Genomic DNA, 16,239 nt, shown 5'->3' on the forward strand with positions numbered 1-16,239 from the left:
TTGCCCAGATAGCTCAGTCGGTAGAGCAGGGGATTGAAAATCCCCGTGTCGGCGGTTCGATTCCGTCTCTGGGCACCAATAATTCCTCCTTAGTTCAGTCGGTAGAACGGCGGACTGTTAATCCGTATGTCGCTGGTTCAAGTCCAGCAGGAGGAGCCAAATTTGAAAAGCCCGCTCATCGAGCGGGCTTTTTCATGCCGGTCAACTGCCGTTGCAGGCCGCCAATAGCAGGGTTGCCCCGCAGGTGGCGCTAAACAGCCACAGCCCCGTTTGCAGCACCCCTTCCGGATCCACCTCTTTTTCTCGTTTCCTGAATCGTATCCACTTAGGCTTCATCAAACCCACCTCACCCTGTTGCGGCGCGTATCCCCTGCCTAGCTTAGCCAGGCGAGCCATCTTTGTGTCACCATCAGCCAGCATCAACTCCCTTTCGACAATCACGTCATCAGCAATCCAGTCTCACCCCGACTCATGACAATGTTAACAATTTGGAAAACCGGCGTGACCCATTCCTACGCCAGGGCTATGATGAGGCCGACGATTTTCCTACCCTCCGGGAGACCCAAGATGAGTAGCCCCTTGCGTTACGTGCTGGACGGCATCCATTGCGAACCTCACTTCTTCACCGTGCCCCTCGACCACCAGCAGCCGGACGACGAGGAGACACTCACCCTGTTTGGCCGCACCCTCTGCCGCCAGGACAGGCTGCACGATGAGCTGCCCTGGTTGCTGTTCCTGCAGGGAGGCCCCGGCTTTGGTGCCCCGCGCCCGACCGCCGACAGCGGCTGGCTCAAGCGGGCCCTGCAGGAGTTTCGGGTATTGCTGCTCGATCAACGCGGCACGGGTCACTCGGCCCCCATCAGCGCCGATGCGTTGGCCCAGCTCACGGCCCGGCAGCAGACGGATTATCTCAGCCACTTTCGCGCCGACAGCATAGTGCGGGATGCGGAATATGTTCGCGCCATCCTGAGTCCTGCTCGCCCCTGGAGTCTGCTTGGCCAAAGCTTCGGCGGCTTTTGCAGCCTCACCTATCTCTCCCTGTTCCCGGACAGCCTGCACGAGGTCTACCTCACCGGCGGCGTGGCCCCCATAGGTCGCAGTGCAGATGAGGTCTATCGCGCCACCTATCAACGGGTGGCAGACAAAAATCGCGCCTTCTTCGCCCGCTTCCCCCATGCCCAGGCCATCGCCAACCGGCTGGCTAATCACCTGCACCGCCACGAGGTACGCCTGCCCAACGGCCAGCGCCTGACAGTGGAGCAGTTGCAGCAGCAGGGGTTGGATCTCGGCGCCAGCGGTGCCTTCGAGGAGCTCTACTACCTGCTGGAAGGCGCCTTCATCGGCGAGCGGCTCAACCCGGCCTTCCTCTATCAGGTACAAGCCATGCAGCCGTTCAATACCAATCCGGTGTTCGCCATACTGCATGAGTCCATCTACGCCGAAGGGGTCGCCAGCAACTGGGCGGCCGAGCGGGTCAGAGCCGAGTACCCGGCCCTGGCCTGGGCGCCCGGCAAGGATTTCGCCTTCACCGGCGAGATGATCTTCCCCTGGATGTTCGAGCAGTTCCGCGAGCTGATCCCCTTGAAAGAGGCCGCCCACCTGCTGGCCAAGAAGGCCGATTGGGGGCCGCTCTACGACCCGGCGCAGCTGGCCCGCAACACAGTGCCGGTGGCCTGCGCCGTCTATGCCGAAGACATGTATGTGGAGTTCGACTACAGCCGCGAGACCCTCAAGGGCCTCGGCAACAGCCGTGCCTGGATCACCAACGAATATGAGCACAACGGCCTGCGGGTCGATGGCGAGCAGATCCTGGACCGGCTCATCCGCTTGAACCGGGATCGCTGATCCCGGCCGGGCGGCGGATCCGTTGCCTTAACACCCTAACATCGAGGGCGACCCATGAGTCGCCCCGCCCCCAGGAAGCAGCACAATAATAAGGACACCCATTGGATCACCCGGAAATCTCGGCCGGCTGGCTGAGCCGCCTCTTCTATCACTGGACGGGCCCGCTGCAACGCAAGGGGCTGAAAGAGCCCCTGGTCGGCCTCGACGACCTCTATCCCCTGCTGCCGGAAGACAGACGCGATGGCAGGGCCGATGCCTTCCTTCGACTCACCGCCCGCGCACCTGTACGTCCCTGGCCCATCACCGCCTTTATCTGGCGCCATTACAAGGGGCGGATTGGCCTGCTCACCCTGTTGCAACTGCTCGGCATGCTGGCGACCCTGACCAGCCCCTGGTTGCTCAACCACAGCATGACCCAGCTCGACGCGGGTGCCCCCACGGAGCAAAAATTGCTGCTGGCGTTCGCCCTGTTTGCCTCTGTGCTGGCCGCCGGCATGCTGGCGGAACACTCGCTGCAACTGGCACTCAAGATGCACGTTCCCATTCGCCGCCTGCTGGCCGAAGCCCTGCTCGCCAAGGTGATGAAGTTGGGGGGCAAGAGCTTCGATGACAGGGCCGGTGGCCGGGTACAGAACCTTATCAACCGGGATGTGTGGGACATCACCTGGATCCTGGCCGATCCGGCCATGCCGTTCACCATGGCACTGCAACTGCTCGGCACCATAGCCCTGCTGGTGTGGCAAGTGGGCAGCGCGGGCCTGGTCGGTTTTGCGGTGCTCACCCTGCTGCTGCTCATCTCCACCCGGGTGGTGCGGCGAATGAACCAGCAGGAGCAGCAGCTCAAGCGCCAGCAGGACGAGCGCAACGGCATACTGGCGGAATACATCAAAAAACTGCGGCTGGTACGCCAGAACGGACTCGGCGCTTTCTTCACCCGCGCGGCCAACAACAAGCGCCAGCAGGAGTTGGGGGTGCTCGGTCGGGTGCTCAAGCTCGATGCCATCAACGACAGCCTGATGCTGAGCACGCCGCTGCTGGTGACCCTGGCCACCTTCACCACCTATCTGGTGTCCGGCCAGAGCCTGACCCTGCCCCAGGTGTTCACCACCATAGCCCTGTTCGCCGTGCTGCGGATCCCCATGATGCGGCTGCCTTACCTTATCCGTACCCTGATAAACTTCAACACCGGCTTCAACCGGCTATGCGAGTTCCTCAACAGCCCGGAGCAGCACAGGGACCTCACCGATGCCAGCCTGCCCGTCGGCAGCCTGCAGATCCAGGCCGTCACCGCCCTGCACCAGCAGAAGCCGGTACTGCAGGGAGCAAACCTCATCATACAACCGGGGGAACTGGTGGGGATCACGGGCACCACCGGGGCCGGCAAGAGCTGCCTGTTGCACCTCATCGCCGGCTTTGACGACAGTTTCGAGGGGGAGATCCGCCGTCACGGTCGGGTCGCCCACCTGGGCCACAAGCCCTGGCTGATGAACGACACCATCCGCAACAACATCTTGTTCGGCCAGCCCTGGCACGGCGAACGCTATCGCTGGGTGCTGGGGGCCTGCGCCCTCAGCGCCGACCTCACCCTGCTCAGCCATGGCGATCAGACGCTGGTAGGCGAGCTGGGTACCCGTCTCTCCGGCGGCCAACAGCAGCGGGTCGCCCTGGCCCGCGCCCTCTATGCCCAGGCCGATATCCTGCTGCTGGACAACCCCCTCTCGGCGCTGGATCCCATCGTCTCGGCCCAGGTGCTGGAGCAGGGGCTCACCTTCAAGCCGGGACCGACCCGGCTGCTGGTGAGCCATGATCCGGATGTGCTGGCCCACTGCGATCGGGTGATCCGCATCGAGCAGGGCCAATTGGTGGAGCTCGATGCCCACCAGCTGGCCGATCTCATCCAGCATCCGCTCCCCGCCCCCATGGTAGCACCGCAGGAGGCGGAACAGTTCCATGAAGAGAAGGTGGTGGAAGGCAAGGTGGACTGGGGCTTGTTCGGCTTCATGTGGCAGCGTCTCGCCGCCCCCGGCGCCATCCTGATCGCCCTGCTGCTCACCCTGGGGCAGGAGGGGCTGCGCATCGCCTCGGATCTCTGGCTCGGCGGCAAGGCCGGCCTCACCGAAGTAAGCGAGCTGCTCGGTATCTATGTGCTGCTGGGGGCGGGATCGCTCACCTGCATCATGGTAGTGCGGGTCATCAACTACAAGCTGGGGCTCAAGCTGGCCTGGACCCTGTTCGACGGCATGCTGAGCCGTATCAGCCGCGCCCCCATGGCCTTCTTTGACAAAGTGCCACAGGGGCGCATCCTCAACCGCTTCGATCGGGATCTCGGGGAAGCACAGGAGATACTGCTGTCGATGCTGATGGGGCTGTTCGGCATGCTCATCTCGGTGCTGCTGCAAGTGGTGGTGATCGGCGTCAACATGCCACTGCTGCTGCTCATCGCCCCCCTGGTGGGCTGGGCGCTCTACGTGCTGCAGCGGCGCTACCGTGCGGTGCAGCTCAAGCTGCGGCGCCAGGCATCCGTGCTGCGCTCGCCACTCTACATCAGCATCAGCGAGACCATTCGCGGCGCCCCCGCCCTGCGCCTCGCCGGGGCCGAGCGCTTCGCTCTGGATCAGGTGCTGCTGCACTATGACAACAACCTGCGCAGCTGGTATACCACCACCTCCATCAATCGCTGGCTCGGCATGCACCAGACCCTGCTCTCCGCCGCCCTGGTGGGTGCGGTAGCGCTGATGGTGGCCTTTGGCAACAGCTCACTGCTGGGGGCTGTGGCCATCACCTACGCCTTTACCGCCTCGGCCATGCTCAACTCCCTCATTCGCACCTTTGCCGAGGTGGAGCAGGTGATGAACGCAGTGGAGCGGGTGCGCGAGTACAGCGAAATCGAGAGCGAACGCCAGCATGGGGAAGCCCTGGCCACGCCACACCCCAGCGTGCGCTTCGACAACCTGGGGCTACGCTACCCGGAAGCCAGCCAGTGGGCGCTGCACAAGGTGAACTTCGAACTGGCTCCCGGCGAGAAGGTCGGCGTGTGCGGGCGTACCGGCGCGGGCAAGAGCTCGTTGCTCGGGGTGCTGCAGGCCATGTACCCGGCCTCCCAGGGGGGGATCCATTACGGCGATCAGCCGCTCTCGGCGCTGGCGCCGGAGGCGGTGCGCGATCTCTACGATACCGTCTCCCAGACGCCCCTCACCTTCTTCGGCACCCTGCGCGCCAACCTGGCGCCGCTGACCGAGCATGATGACGAGGCGCTGGAGCAGGCGCTGGCCCGGGTCGGTCTGGCCGAGCGCTGCGCCGGCAGGCTGGACGAGGATCTCGACAAGCTGCAACTGTCGGCCGGCGAGACCCAGCTGCTGGTGATCGCCCGCATCCTGCTATCGCGCCGTCCGCTCATCGTGCTGGACGAAGCGACCTCGGATCTCGATCACGGCGGCATGCGCAAGATGGCGGAACTGCTCTATCGCTACCGGCCCGAGGCCAGCTATCTGGTGATCGCCCACCATCTGGAGCCGCTGCTGTCGGTGGACAAGGTCGTGGTGATGGAGGCGGGAACCGTGGTGGAACAGGGCTCGCCGGTCAGCCTGTTGGCCAACTCCCACTCCCGCTTCCATCAGCTGTTCGTGGGCCAGGTCAATCGTCAGGTGGCCCAGATAACCTGAGGTCGACAATAACAAGGGCTGCTTGCGGGCAGCCCTTATGCTTTGGTGGGGCCTCAACGACCCATGATTTGGGTGACGTCATCCTTTTTGATCCCCACCTCCCCCCCTTCGGTATCGTCATAGCGGTAGATGCCGGTGCCCTCATCCCGCTTGGGCTGCTGTTGGGGGTGATCATCTTCCCATCCCCGGTACTCATGATGTATTGAGCGCGGCACGCCACGAGCCCCACTTCACATACCGGGATCATCAGTTGCCTCATCGCCTCTCTCGTCTCCCTCTTCATCCTCACCACCAAGGGGTGACTGCCGCCTGGCGCAACCCCATTGCCCGGGAAAAACGGATTATCGGAGCGGGATCCATGTAAAAAAACGTAGGGCAGAAAGCCCAACGCGGATACAAAAAGGCCGGACATCTGTCCGGCCTTTGCTCTGGTGACTGCCCGCTACTTGGCGGGTTGACGCTCGCCGGTCACGGTCGGATTTTTGGGATCCGAACTCCACTCATACCAGCCGCCGTCGTAGACGCTGATCCGTTTCCAGTCCATCAGCCAGGCGTAGAAAAAAGCCTCGGAGGCGCGCCAGCCGGTACCGCAATAAAATGCAGCCTGCTGGGTCGGCTCGATATTCCACTGGTCCCACATGGTGAGGATCTCCCCGGCTGGCTTCATGGTGCCATCCGGGTTGTGGAAATCGCTCATGCTGTTGGCATCCACACCGCCGCGACCCCACTTGGCCCCCGGGATATCGCCCTTCGGCTTGATGTAGCTGTAGCCGGAGGTGTTGCCGATGAACTCGTCCCAGGTGCGTACGCTGACCAGGGCACTGTCGGGCTGCTTGAGCAGCGCCTTGGCCTGATCGAGTGTGGTGTAGTACTCGGGGTGGGCCGGAATGGCCACGCCAAACTCTTTCACCGGCTCGAACTTGTTGGGCAGGCCCGTCTCGGTGCGCAGGTGCTGCACGAACCAGGCATCAAGACCACCGTCCAGCAGGCGTACGTCCTGTACACCGGCATACATCATCAGATGCGCCGCGCGGGCGGCGGCCATGGTGTTGCGACCATAGAGGATAACGGTGGTGTCGTGACGGATGCCGTTCTCCAGCAGCAGCGTCTTGAGCGCCTCGTCAGAGACCTTGTTCCACAAAGGCTCCTCTTCCAGACGGTTGGTATCTATGTAGCCAGCCCCCGGGATGTGGCTCAGCAGGTAGGCCTTGGGTGAACCCCAATCCACTTCGAACAGCTTCCAATCCCCTTTCGGCGCTGCGGCAACCGGCTTGCCTTCCTGCAGATCCGCCAGCCAGCCCGGATAGACCAGCTGCTGCCAGCGCACCAGATGCTCGCGCGGCGCGGCTTGCCAGCCTTGCAGCTCGAACAGCTGCTTGATGCCCTGCTTGCGCAGCAGGCGGGCCACTTCGGCCACTTCCCGCGGGGCGCCATAGAGGGCGACCGGACGATCGGCTGTCAGGCCCTTGCTCTCGAGCGCCTTGGGCCACTCGTCATTGCTGTATTTCCAGTCGGCGGAGAGGCTCTCGGCACCGGCCACATGCCCCCCCTGCGACTCCCCTTCCATCGGCCAGCCTTGGTAGAAGTGGCTGGCACGGGTGTCCAGCATGACCGCCTGCTTGCTCTTGGCATCGGCCAGCGAGAGTGGCGGCAATTCGGCGGCAAAGGCGGGCAGCGCGCACCAGAGCAGTAAGGTCGCCAGCACGGCCTGCAGGAAGCGAAGATGTCGTTTCATGGTGATTTCTCGATTCATAGTGAACAAGGTTAAAAAATGGAACGGCCCAGTCGCTCGGCCAGCAGCTCCAGCGCCGCCGTGCCCGCCAGCGAGTTACCCGCCTTGTTGAGCTCGGGCGACCAGACACAGATGCAGAGCTCACCGGGGATGAGCGCCATGATACCCCCTCCGACCCCGGATTTGCCCGGCATACCGACCCGATAGGCAAAATCACCGGCCTCGTCATAGAGGCCGCAGGTGGCGAGCAGCGCATTGACCTGCTTGGTGGTGCGGGCCGGCAAGAGCGGCGTGCTCTCGCCAAGCGGCACCCCGCGATTGGCAAGATAGAGGAAGGTTCGCGCCAGATCGACGCAACTCATGCGAATGGCACAGGCATTGAAATAGCTCTGCAACACCTTGTCCACTTTATTCTCGAAGTTGCCATAGGCCTTCATCAGATAGGCGATGGCCGCATTGCGGGCCGAGTGCTGGTATTCGGAACGTGCCACCACCTGATCCGCCATGATGGCCGGATTGCCAGAGAGGCGACGCACCAGCTCCAGAGTACGTTGGCGCGGAGCCGTGAGCCGGGTCTCCAGCAGATCGCTCACCACCAGGGCACCGGCATTGATGAAGGGATTGCGGGGAATACCGTGCTCGAACTCCAGTTGCACCAGCGAGTTGAACGGCTGGCCGGATGGCTCCTTGCCCACCCGGGCCCAGATCTCCTCCTCCTGATAGAGGGTGAGGGCCAGCGTCAGGCTAAGGGTCTTGGAGATACTCTGGATGGAGAAGGGCTCGAAGGCATCACCTGCGGTGAACAGCTCCCCCTCCACAGTACAGACGGCAATGCCGAGTCGGTCGGCAGGCACCAGGGCCAGGGCGGGAATGTAGTCGGCCACCTTGCCCTGTCCGAGCAGCGGGCACACCTCTGCCAGAATGCTGGCCAGTAATTCGGATGACAACACCATAAAGGATTCCATGACTAAAACGGGTGTGGAGATCCCATCCCCACTGACAAAAATCCCGCCAGCGGCGGGACTTGTCTATCTACCCACAACAAGGCGCCTGCAACAGGCGGCCGAGTCTCAGGCCGGTTCACCGTACCAGAGGTCGAACAGCTCGGTGACCACTACAGCTTCCATCCCCTTGCTTTCCAGCCAGGATTTGACGACGGCGCGGTCTTCTTCGGTACATTTGCCCAGTTGCTGAGTGCAGATCATCCCTTCCCAGGCCAGGTGGCCTGAACCGGCGAAAGCCAGTCTACGGGGTTCAACAACCTCATCGATCATCGCATCGACTACTGTATCGATGGTCGCTTCGGCAGTGCCGACCGGGAAGTTGAAACTGATGTCGAATCCCATTTCCTGGAATTCATCGACTCGCAGTTTCTTACGCAGACGGCGGCTACGATTGGCCATGATAGCTCCTTAGGTTAGTTGACTCGTTAAATTAGTTAACGCGTTTGAAAATCAGATCCCAAACCCCGTGGCCCAGACGATGGCCCCGTTGTTCGAATTTGGTCAGCGGACGCCAGTCGGGACGAGGCACCCAGTTGCCGGTGGCCGAGGTGTTCTCGTAACCCTCGGCGACGCTCATCACTTCCAGCATGTGTTCGGCATAGTTTTCCCAGTCGGTGGCCATGTGGAACACGCCACCGATAGCCAGCTTCTGGCGGATATCCTGGGCAAACGCGCTCTGCACGATGCGGCGCTTGTGGTGGCGACTCTTGTGCCAGGGATCCGGGAAGAACAGCTGCAGGCAGGCAAGCGAGCCGTTCGGGATCATGTGCTCCAGCACTTCGACCGCATCATGGCAGATGACCTTGAGATTGGTGACGCCCGCTTCCTCGGCTGTGCCGAGACAGGCACCGACGCCCGGCGAGTGTACCTCGATACCGATGAAGTTTTTCTCGGGGGCATTCTTGGCCATCTCCACTAGGGAGGCGCCCATGCCGAAGCCTATTTCCAGCACCACCGGGGCCTCACGGCCAAACAGGGCGGCCAGATCGAGGGGCGCTGGCGCGAAATCGATACCCATGACCGGCCAGAGCTCTTCCAGAGCCTTCTCCTGCCCTTTGGTCAGGCGGCCTTCGCGACGGACAAAGCTGCGGATCTTGCGCATGAACTTGCCGTCTTCGTTAAATACATCTTGGGTCACAGGCATAATCAAATTGCTCGTTATTGCATCGGTCTGGATCACAGACGACATGAATGGATTGCTTGCTACTTCATCACCCAGGGTCACTGACGACATGCATGAATGACTCGTTACCTCATCACCCCGGATCACGGATCTCGTGGATGAATGGCGCGTTATGTCATCCATCCGCGAAACTGGGTAGCGAATTATCCCAAGATAGGCCCAAGGCGCAAGTGTTTCGCGAAACAAATCCCCCGACCCGGACCAATTCAGCCACCACGATTGACAAATGCCACCCCGTTCACAGAATCTGCCAGGCGCCGGGCGCATGCTGGCCTGCACAAATAAAACCATATACAACAAAGGATTGCAGTATGAAACACACAGCATTGGCGTTTGCCATCACAGCCCTGCTGGCAGGGTGTAACACCTCTACCAATGATTCACAGGCCCCCACTGCCGCCGAGCAGGCCTATGAGTATCTGGTGCAGTTGAGCTCGACCGCCGAAGGGATTGGGGCCAGACCCACGGGCTCCGAGGCCGAGACCCGTGCCGCCGCCTGGATCCAGGATCATCTGGCCGGCTGGGGTTACGAGGTGCAAAACCAGCCGTTCACCTACACCAAGAGCGGTGCCAGCAAACGCTCCCAGAACCTCATCGCCGAGCTCAAGGGGCAGAGTGACAAGGTGATCCTGATCGGCGCCCACTACGACAGCACGGGCGACAAGAAAGGTTCTGAAGGGGCCACCGACAACGGCGCCGGCGTTGCGGCCCTGCTGGCAGTCGCCGAGGCGCTCAAGGGGCAGACCTTGCCCTACACGGTACGCTTCGCCTTCTTCGGTGCGGAAGAGAACGGCCTCAACGGCTCCAGGGCCTATGCGACCAGCCTGGACAGTACCGCCATTGCCCGCCTGCTGGCCATGGTGAACTACGACACCATAGCCGGTGGCGATGTCGTCTACGTCCACTCCGCCCACTCCGACGTGACCGAGTACAACTGCGCCGAACCGGGCCGTTATAGCTTCGATCCCAAGGTGCGGGATCGCCTGCTGGCCATCTCCAAGCTGACCACCACCCCGTTGGCCATCCACCCCAGCTACGCCGGCTATCCGGCAGGGGAAACCGGCAGCTGGTCGGATCATGCTCCGTTTGCCTGCCTGGGAGTGCCCATCGCCTACGTGGAGGCCACCAACTTTACCATCAACGGGGCGGATGGCTATGACGGCTACTCCCAGACCACCAATCCGGCGCTGTGGGACTGCTACGACGACGCCAGCAAGAGTGCCTGCGACCGGGGCAGCGAGACCCAGTGGGGCAAAATCTGGCATACCCAGTATGACCGCCTCGACACGATGGCCGAGCTGTTCCCGGGCCGGGTGGAGCAGCAACTCAGCGCCAACACGGATCTGATGATCCGCTTCCTCAAGGAGCCAGGCTTGTAACGCCGGCAAGCCGTCAATGACGCGCGCTGATCCCGGACCAATTCAGGGCTTTTGGCGCTCCACGGCCACCCTCGGCCGATAAAATTCGGGCAGGTGCCAAACTTGCCCTTTTTTATTGATTTTTGTTACAGCCATTGCCTCCTTTTTTAAATCTGATACAAACGGATAACTTGGCGGTCGAATGGAGCGACCGCTCACCATGCCAGAGAGAATCCTATGCAGCCGTTTTTTGCCCAGCGCTTCGAGAAGGTAGAGCCTTCCTTTATTCGCGAGATCCTCAAAGTCGCCGCCAATCCGGAGATCATCTCCTTTGCCGGTGGCCTGCCCAACCCGCACCTGTTCCCGGTCAAGGCCATCGACCAGGCCTGCCAGGACGTGTTGCGCGAACAGGGTGCCGCCGCACTGCAATATGCCGCCACCGAGGGCTTCGCCCCCCTGCGCCAGTACATAGCCGACCGCTATCTGGCCCGCCACGGCATGCGCGTCAACCCGGACAACATCCTCATCACCAGCGGCTCCCAGCAGGCGCTGGATCTGCTGGGCAAGGTGCTGATCGACGAGGGTCAGGATCTCATCATCGAAGAGCCGGGTTACCTCGGCGCCATCCAGGCCTTCTCCGTCTATCAGCCCGCCTTCAAGCCCATCACGCTGGGAGAAGAGGGGCTGGATCTGGCGGCGCTGGATGCGCTGCTGGCCAGCGGCTCCAACGCCAAGCTGCTCTACGGCGTGCCCAACTTCCAGAACCCGAGCGGCGTCTCCTACAGCCGTGCCAACCGCGAGGCGCTGGCCGAGCGACTGGTCCGCCACGAGCTGCTGATGGTCGAAGACGATCCCTATGGCGAGCTGCGTTTCGAGGGCGAACACCTGCCCCCTATCGCCAAGCTGGCGCCGAACAATACAGTACTGCTCGGTTCCTTCTCCAAGACGGTGGTGCCTGCCTTCCGGCTGGGCTGGATGCTGGTGCCGGACTGGCTGCGCAAGAAGGTGACCATCGCCAAGCAGGCCACCGACCTGCACAGCAACGCCTTCAGCCAGCAGGTGCTGCACCGCTTCCTGATCGACAACTCGCTGGATGCCCATCTGGAGAAGATCAAGGAGGTCTATGGCCGCCAGCGTGCCGCCATGGAGGCTGCTCTGGCCCGCCACTGCCCGCCCGGCGTCAGCTATACGCGACCGGAAGGGGGCATGTTCCTCTGGCTGACCCTGCCCGCCAGCGTCAGCGCCATGGCGCTGTTTGACGAGGCGATCAAGGAGAAGGTGGCCTTCGTGCCCGGCGCCCCCTTCTATGTCCGCCCCGAGATCCAGAACACCTTGCGGCTGAGCTTCTCTTGCGTGGACGAGGCCACCATAGAGGAGGGGGTCAAGCGACTGACTCGCGCCCTCACCCGCATGCTCTGACGAGCCACCGCATGAAAAAAACCAGCGACATCTGTCGCTGGTTTTTTTATGTCCCACTGCGGGAAAACCGGACTTCTCAGGCGCTCAGTGCTCTGGCGAACTCCTTCATCGGCATGGGGCGGCCATAGAGATAGCCCTGCAGGAAGGTCACCTGACGCGCCCGCAGATAAGCCGCCTGCACCTCGTTCTCCACGCCCTCGGCGACCAGCAACAGACCGAGCCGGGTCGCCAGGTCGATAACGTTCTCCACTATGTGGCTGGAGAGCGCATCCGAGCCGATCATGCCGACGAAGCTTTTATCGATCTTGAGAAAGTCGACCTGAAACTGCTGCAGATAGCTGAGGCTGGAGTGGCCGGTACCAAAGTCATCGATGGCGATGAAGACCCCCAGCTGATGCAGCTCGGCGAAGAGCCGGTCTGTCACTTCGTCCGCCACTATGAGCTCGCGCTCGGTCAGCTCCAGCACCAGCTTGATGGGGTTCTCCCTGAAGGCGTTGATGAAGTCGCGGCAATCTGCCACCAGGCTCAGATCCTTGCAGTGATTGGCACTGATGTTGAAGCCGAAGTGGAATCCCCTGGGCAGGGTATGCACAGCGCCGGCGAACTGATCGCGCACCTGCTCCATCAGCAACCGGGTCATGGGCACGATCAGGCCACTGTCTTCCGCCAGCGGAATGAAGCGATCTGGCGAGATCTGCCCCTGACGGGGGTGCTGCCAGCGCATCAGCACCTCGCAGCCACACCAGTGCGCGTCATCCCCCGTCACCACAGGTTGCAGATAGGGGATGAACTCCCCCTGTTCCAGTGCGCGCCGCAGCTCTTGTGAGGGGGATGTCGAGCGGCCGGTCAGCCAGAACACGCCAATCCCTACCAGTATGCCCAGCAGGGGATAGATGATGATGCTGGCCTTGGAGTAGTGCCAGAGGTGGCTGCCGTACTCATCGTGAGACAGATCAGTGACCACCCGGTATTGATACTTCTCCGATACCTGTTCCAGATAGCCTCGCGTTTTGGGCGGGATCTCCTCGCTGACCATGCCGCTGGCCAGCATGACCTGTGATCCCACCACCAGCGCCAGCGGCGAATTGCGGCTCAACATGTCGAGAATATTGTGCAGATAGTAGCCATCCACCCCGACCAGCACGCTGTAATCCCCCACCACCTTCCGATAGACAACCAGCGGCCTATCCGGCGTCACAGGGTTGCCCCGCATCAGGTTGAGCTGACCACCGGAATAGTCGGCCAGGGTGAAGGCACCGCTATAGTCGCCGTAGAGGGACGAACAATAAAGGGTCTCTCCCCTGGCCAGGTTGACGGTGCGCACATCCGGCACAGTCGCCACCTGGTCCCGCAGTCCCTGTACTACCTCGGCGCAAGGTCGCCCCACATAGCCCTGCACCCTGGACGCAGCATAGTGGGCATTGTCCAGGGTACGGTCAAACATGCGCTTGGCATGCAGCAGCCGCTCCTCAGCATCCTGCTTCATACCAGAGAAGGTCTGCCATGAGATGATCAAGACCCCCAGCAACATGGGGAGTAGACTCGCCAGCAGGGATGCCCCCAGCCGGGTGTAGAACTGGCGTAACCTTAAACGACGAAACGGCATGGTCATCCTCACGGCAACGGCGAACAAGCGGGCAACCCGACGACTCTCCGCCCCCTGACAAGTCATTCTGACACAAACAACAGCAAGAAGGCTTGGCCTGATTAGCACCGAACCTCGTCGAAACAGGGCTTGCAGCCGCATCATCAACGGCGCTGGAGCCTGACATCTTTAGCTCGCCCCCCCTCACTCCCCGGCGCGGTCCAAGCCTCACTTCCTCCTGTACTGTGAAGATTATAATCTTTGCAAAAACAGTTGCTTGTTCATCTTGCTCTAGCCCACTAGAGTAGAGCCAACAGCGTCAGGGAGTCTGGACATGAAAATACTGATCACGGGAGGAACCGGTTTTATCGGCCGCCGTCTGGTGGCCCATCTCAAGGTGAATCACGAGGTGGTGGTGCTGACCCGTCAGGGGAGCCGCGCCTATGAGCTGCTCGGCCACGATGTCACACTGCTCGACAATCTGGACGGGCTTGACGACCTCAACGACGTGGATGCCGTCATCAACCTGGCGGGAGAGCCCATCGCCGCGGGACGCTGGAGCGAGCAGCGCAAGCAGCTGTTGTGTGACAGCCGCTGGCTGCTGACCGAACAGCTGGTCGATCTCATCAAGCTCTCCAGTACGCCGCCCAAGGTGCTGATCAATGCCTCCGCCATCGGCTGGTATGGCAGGCAGGGGGATGTGCCGCTGGACGAGCAGTGCCAGACGCCCCACGACGAGTTCACCCACCAACTCTGCCAGCAGTGGGAAACCCTGGCCCGCGAGGCCCGTAGCAACCGCACCCGGGTCTGCATAGTGCGCATCGGGCTGGTGCTCGGCACCGATGGCGGCGCACTGCCCAAGATGCTGCCCCCCTATCGACTCGGTCTCGGCGGCCCCATGGGATCGGGCCAGCAGATCATGAGCTGGATCCACATTCAGGATCTGGTGCGCGCCATGTTGTTCCTGCTGGAGCACGACGAGTGTGACGGCATCTTCAACGGCACGGCGCCACAACCGGTCAGCAATCGCGAGTTCAGCCAGAGCCTGGCCAGCGCCCTGCATCGACCACACCTCTTCTTCGTGCCGGCCCCCCTGTTGCAACTGCTGATGGGTGAGGCGGCGGACCTGCTGCTCACCGGCCAGAAGGTACTACCCGCCCGCCTGCAACAGGCCGGCTTTCACTTCACCTACCCGGACCTGCCCCAGGCCCTCGCCAATCTGTTGAGCGCTCCCCGCTAGTCAGACAACCGGATAGCAATCAGCCCGGCCATTGGCCGGGCTGATCCGTTGTTGCACCTTGCTGCATCAGCGCAGCATGGTGTGATTACAGCAGGCCCTGACCCAGACCACGCAGCCGATCGCTCAGAGTGCCCGCCAGCAACTGGCGCTGCATGCCCTGCCCCGCCAGCGTCACCAGCAGGGCTCCCAGCAAGGGCAAACCACCCCAGATGGCCCAGTGGAACTGCCACTGTCCTTCAAACCACCACCATTGCAGACCCAAGGAGCAGAGCTCGACCACAATGGCGGCGCACAGCCCCGCCAGCAAGCCGCTGGCGACCAGCTCCCAGCGCAGCATCTTCTTGAGCAGCTCGCTGCTGGCCCCCAGCGTACGCATCAGCAACAGCTCACGGCGGCGGTGGGCCATGCTGGCCTGAGTCTGGGTCAGCAGCACCAGCAAGGCCGCGACTGTCACCAGCCCCAACATCAGCCCCAGCGCCCGGCTCACCTGCTCAGACACAGCCGTCAGCCGCACGATCAGATCGTCCACATCGATGAGGCTCACTGTGGGGTGTCTGCGGATCAACTCCACCTCCGCCACCCGCCCCTGCTCCGGCAGCCGATAGCTGCCGAGCCAGGTCTGGGAGAAGGAGGCCAGCACATCCGGCGAGAAGATCATGTAGAAATTGGGCCGCATGTTGTCCCACTTGATGGCCCGCAAGCTGGTCACCTGCGCCTTGAAGCTACGCCCCTCTATGGTGAAGCCCAGGGTGTCGCCGAGCGCTATGTCGAGCCGCTTGGCCAGCTCCTTGTCCACCGACACCTGCCCGGGGCCATCCAGCCAGCGCCCCTCGGTCAGGGTATTGTCCGGCGGCAGGCTGGTTGTGGTGGTGAAGTTGAGCTCGCGGTTCACCCCTTCACGGCCATCCTCGTCGCTGTCTCGCACCGCCTCGCTGGCGATGCTGACCAGCCGGCCCCGCACCATGGGATAGAAATCTGACGTCTGGGCGCCGGCACTGCGCAAATCGGCCAGGATCCCCTCCCGCTCGTGGTCGGCTATGTTGACCAGGAAGCGGTTGGGGGCATCCGCCGGCAGGCGAGCGGAAAACTCGTCGAGCAGGTCGACCCGCGCCGCCCACAGCAGACCGAACAGCATGAGCGCCAGCGCAAAGCCGGCCAGCTGGAACAAGCCGCTGCCGCGCTCGCGGGAGAGGTGGCTGATGGCCAAGCGC

Annotated in this window: 13 protein-coding genes and 2 tRNA genes; 7 read left to right on the top strand and 8 right to left on the bottom strand. The window is 62.3% G+C overall.

Annotated features, from left to right (window positions below):
• Window positions 1-2: 2 nt before the first annotated feature.
• Both AAC083_RS15410 and AAC083_RS15415 read left to right on the top strand, forming a co-directional pair.
• Window positions 3-78: transfer RNA gene (locus AAC083_RS15410), tRNA-Phe, on the top strand.
• Window positions 79-83: 5 nt separating this feature from the next.
• Window positions 84-159 (top strand) — tRNA-Asn (locus tag AAC083_RS15415).
• Between the two features lie 42 nt (window positions 160-201).
• Here AAC083_RS15415 and AAC083_RS15420 read toward each other — a convergent pair.
• Window positions 202-336 (bottom strand): hypothetical protein, encoded by a 135-nt coding sequence (locus AAC083_RS15420; RefSeq protein WP_098982559.1) that lies wholly within the window; start codon window positions 334-336, stop codon window positions 202-204.
• Window positions 337-567: 231 nt separating this feature from the next.
• Here AAC083_RS15420 and AAC083_RS15425 point away from each other — a divergent pair, with 231 nt between their 5' ends.
• Window positions 568-1,845 (top strand): alpha/beta hydrolase, encoded by a 1,278-nt coding sequence (locus tag AAC083_RS15425; RefSeq protein WP_108537053.1) that lies wholly within the window; start codon window positions 568-570, stop codon window positions 1,843-1,845.
• 101 nt (window positions 1,846-1,946) lie between these two features.
• The gene (locus AAC083_RS15430; RefSeq protein WP_108537054.1) at window positions 1,947-5,507 is read left to right on the top strand and encodes an ATP-binding cassette domain-containing protein; all 3,561 of its coding nucleotides are present in this window, start codon (window positions 1,947-1,949) and stop codon (window positions 5,505-5,507) included.
• Window positions 5,508-5,560: 53 nt separating this feature from the next.
• Here the strand turns inward: AAC083_RS15430 and AAC083_RS15435 are convergent, their stop codons facing one another.
• The 5 genes from AAC083_RS15435 to trmB form a co-directional block, all read right to left on the bottom strand.
• Entirely contained in the window at window positions 5,561-5,722 is a 162-nt protein-coding gene (locus AAC083_RS15435; RefSeq protein WP_258224711.1) for a YgdI/YgdR family lipoprotein, read from the bottom strand.
• Between the two features lie 227 nt (window positions 5,723-5,949).
• The gene (locus AAC083_RS15440) at window positions 5,950-7,242 is read right to left on the bottom strand and encodes a sulfurtransferase (protein WP_042037568.1); all 1,293 of its coding nucleotides are present in this window, start codon (window positions 7,240-7,242) and stop codon (window positions 5,950-5,952) included.
• A 29-nt stretch (window positions 7,243-7,271) separates the two neighbouring features.
• Entirely contained in the window at window positions 7,272-8,192 is a 921-nt protein-coding gene (glsB, locus tag AAC083_RS15445; protein ID WP_181364771.1) for a glutaminase B, read from the bottom strand.
• Window positions 8,193-8,309: 117 nt separating this feature from the next.
• A complete protein-coding gene (locus AAC083_RS15450) occupies window positions 8,310-8,642 on the bottom strand; it encodes a YggL family protein (RefSeq protein WP_042037566.1) in 333 nt (110 codons plus the stop codon).
• Between the two features lie 31 nt (window positions 8,643-8,673).
• Window positions 8,674-9,387: a tRNA (guanosine(46)-N7)-methyltransferase TrmB gene (gene trmB, locus AAC083_RS15455; RefSeq protein ID WP_108537056.1), complete on the bottom strand. Its 714-nt coding sequence runs from the start codon at window positions 9,385-9,387 to the stop codon at window positions 8,674-8,676.
• Window positions 9,388-9,737: 350 nt separating this feature from the next.
• Between trmB and AAC083_RS15460 the strand changes: the two genes are divergently transcribed.
• Both AAC083_RS15460 and AAC083_RS15465 read left to right on the top strand, forming a co-directional pair.
• Window positions 9,738-10,805 (top strand): M28 family metallopeptidase, encoded by a 1,068-nt coding sequence (locus AAC083_RS15460; RefSeq protein WP_108537057.1) that lies wholly within the window; start codon window positions 9,738-9,740, stop codon window positions 10,803-10,805.
• Between the two features lie 216 nt (window positions 10,806-11,021).
• On the top strand, window positions 11,022-12,203 hold the full coding sequence (locus AAC083_RS15465) for an aminotransferase-like domain-containing protein (RefSeq protein ID WP_042037562.1): 1,182 nt from the start codon (window positions 11,022-11,024) through the stop codon (window positions 12,201-12,203).
• 76 nt (window positions 12,204-12,279) lie between these two features.
• On the opposite strand, the gene AAC083_RS15470 is transcribed toward AAC083_RS15465, so the two are convergent.
• On the bottom strand, window positions 12,280-13,809 hold the full coding sequence (locus AAC083_RS15470) for an EAL domain-containing protein (RefSeq protein ID WP_108537058.1): 1,530 nt from the start codon (window positions 13,807-13,809) through the stop codon (window positions 12,280-12,282).
• Window positions 13,810-14,122: 313 nt separating this feature from the next.
• Between AAC083_RS15470 and AAC083_RS15475 the strand changes: the two genes are divergently transcribed.
• Window positions 14,123-15,028 (top strand): TIGR01777 family oxidoreductase, encoded by a 906-nt coding sequence (locus AAC083_RS15475; RefSeq protein WP_108537059.1) that lies wholly within the window; start codon window positions 14,123-14,125, stop codon window positions 15,026-15,028.
• 85 nt (window positions 15,029-15,113) lie between these two features.
• Here AAC083_RS15475 and AAC083_RS15480 read toward each other — a convergent pair.
• On the bottom strand, window positions 15,114-16,239 hold a 1,126-nt coding region (locus AAC083_RS15480), incomplete at its 5' end, for an ABC transporter permease (protein WP_146181695.1).

The sequence above is a fragment of the Aeromonas sp. HMWF014 genome (assembly GCF_963878295.1).
Lineage (GTDB): Bacteria > Pseudomonadota > Gammaproteobacteria > Enterobacterales > Aeromonadaceae > Aeromonas > Aeromonas popoffii.

Coding starts and splice junctions, on each gene's coding strand:
- AAC083_RS15420 (WP_098982559.1), bottom strand. CDS start 336: ATGAAGCCTAAGTGGATACGATTCAGGAAACGAGAAAAAGAGGTGGAT.
- AAC083_RS15425 (WP_108537053.1), top strand. CDS start 568: ATGAGTAGCCCCTTGCGTTACGTGCTGGACGGCATCCATTGCGAACCT.
- AAC083_RS15440 (WP_042037568.1), bottom strand. CDS start 7,242: ATGAAACGACATCTTCGCTTCCTGCAGGCCGTGCTGGCGACCTTACTG.
- glsB (WP_181364771.1), bottom strand. CDS start 8,192: ATGGTGTTGTCATCCGAATTACTGGCCAGCATTCTGGCAGAGGTGTGC.
- AAC083_RS15450 (WP_042037566.1), bottom strand. CDS start 8,642: ATGGCCAATCGTAGCCGCCGTCTGCGTAAGAAACTGCGAGTCGATGAA.
- trmB (WP_108537056.1), bottom strand. CDS start 9,387: ATGCCTGTGACCCAAGATGTATTTAACGAAGACGGCAAGTTCATGCGC.
- AAC083_RS15460 (WP_108537057.1), top strand. CDS start 9,738: ATGAAACACACAGCATTGGCGTTTGCCATCACAGCCCTGCTGGCAGGG.
- AAC083_RS15465 (WP_042037562.1), top strand. CDS start 11,022: ATGCAGCCGTTTTTTGCCCAGCGCTTCGAGAAGGTAGAGCCTTCCTTT.
- AAC083_RS15470 (WP_108537058.1), bottom strand. CDS start 13,809: ATGCCGTTTCGTCGTTTAAGGTTACGCCAGTTCTACACCCGGCTGGGG.
- AAC083_RS15475 (WP_108537059.1), top strand. CDS start 14,123: ATGAAAATACTGATCACGGGAGGAACCGGTTTTATCGGCCGCCGTCTG.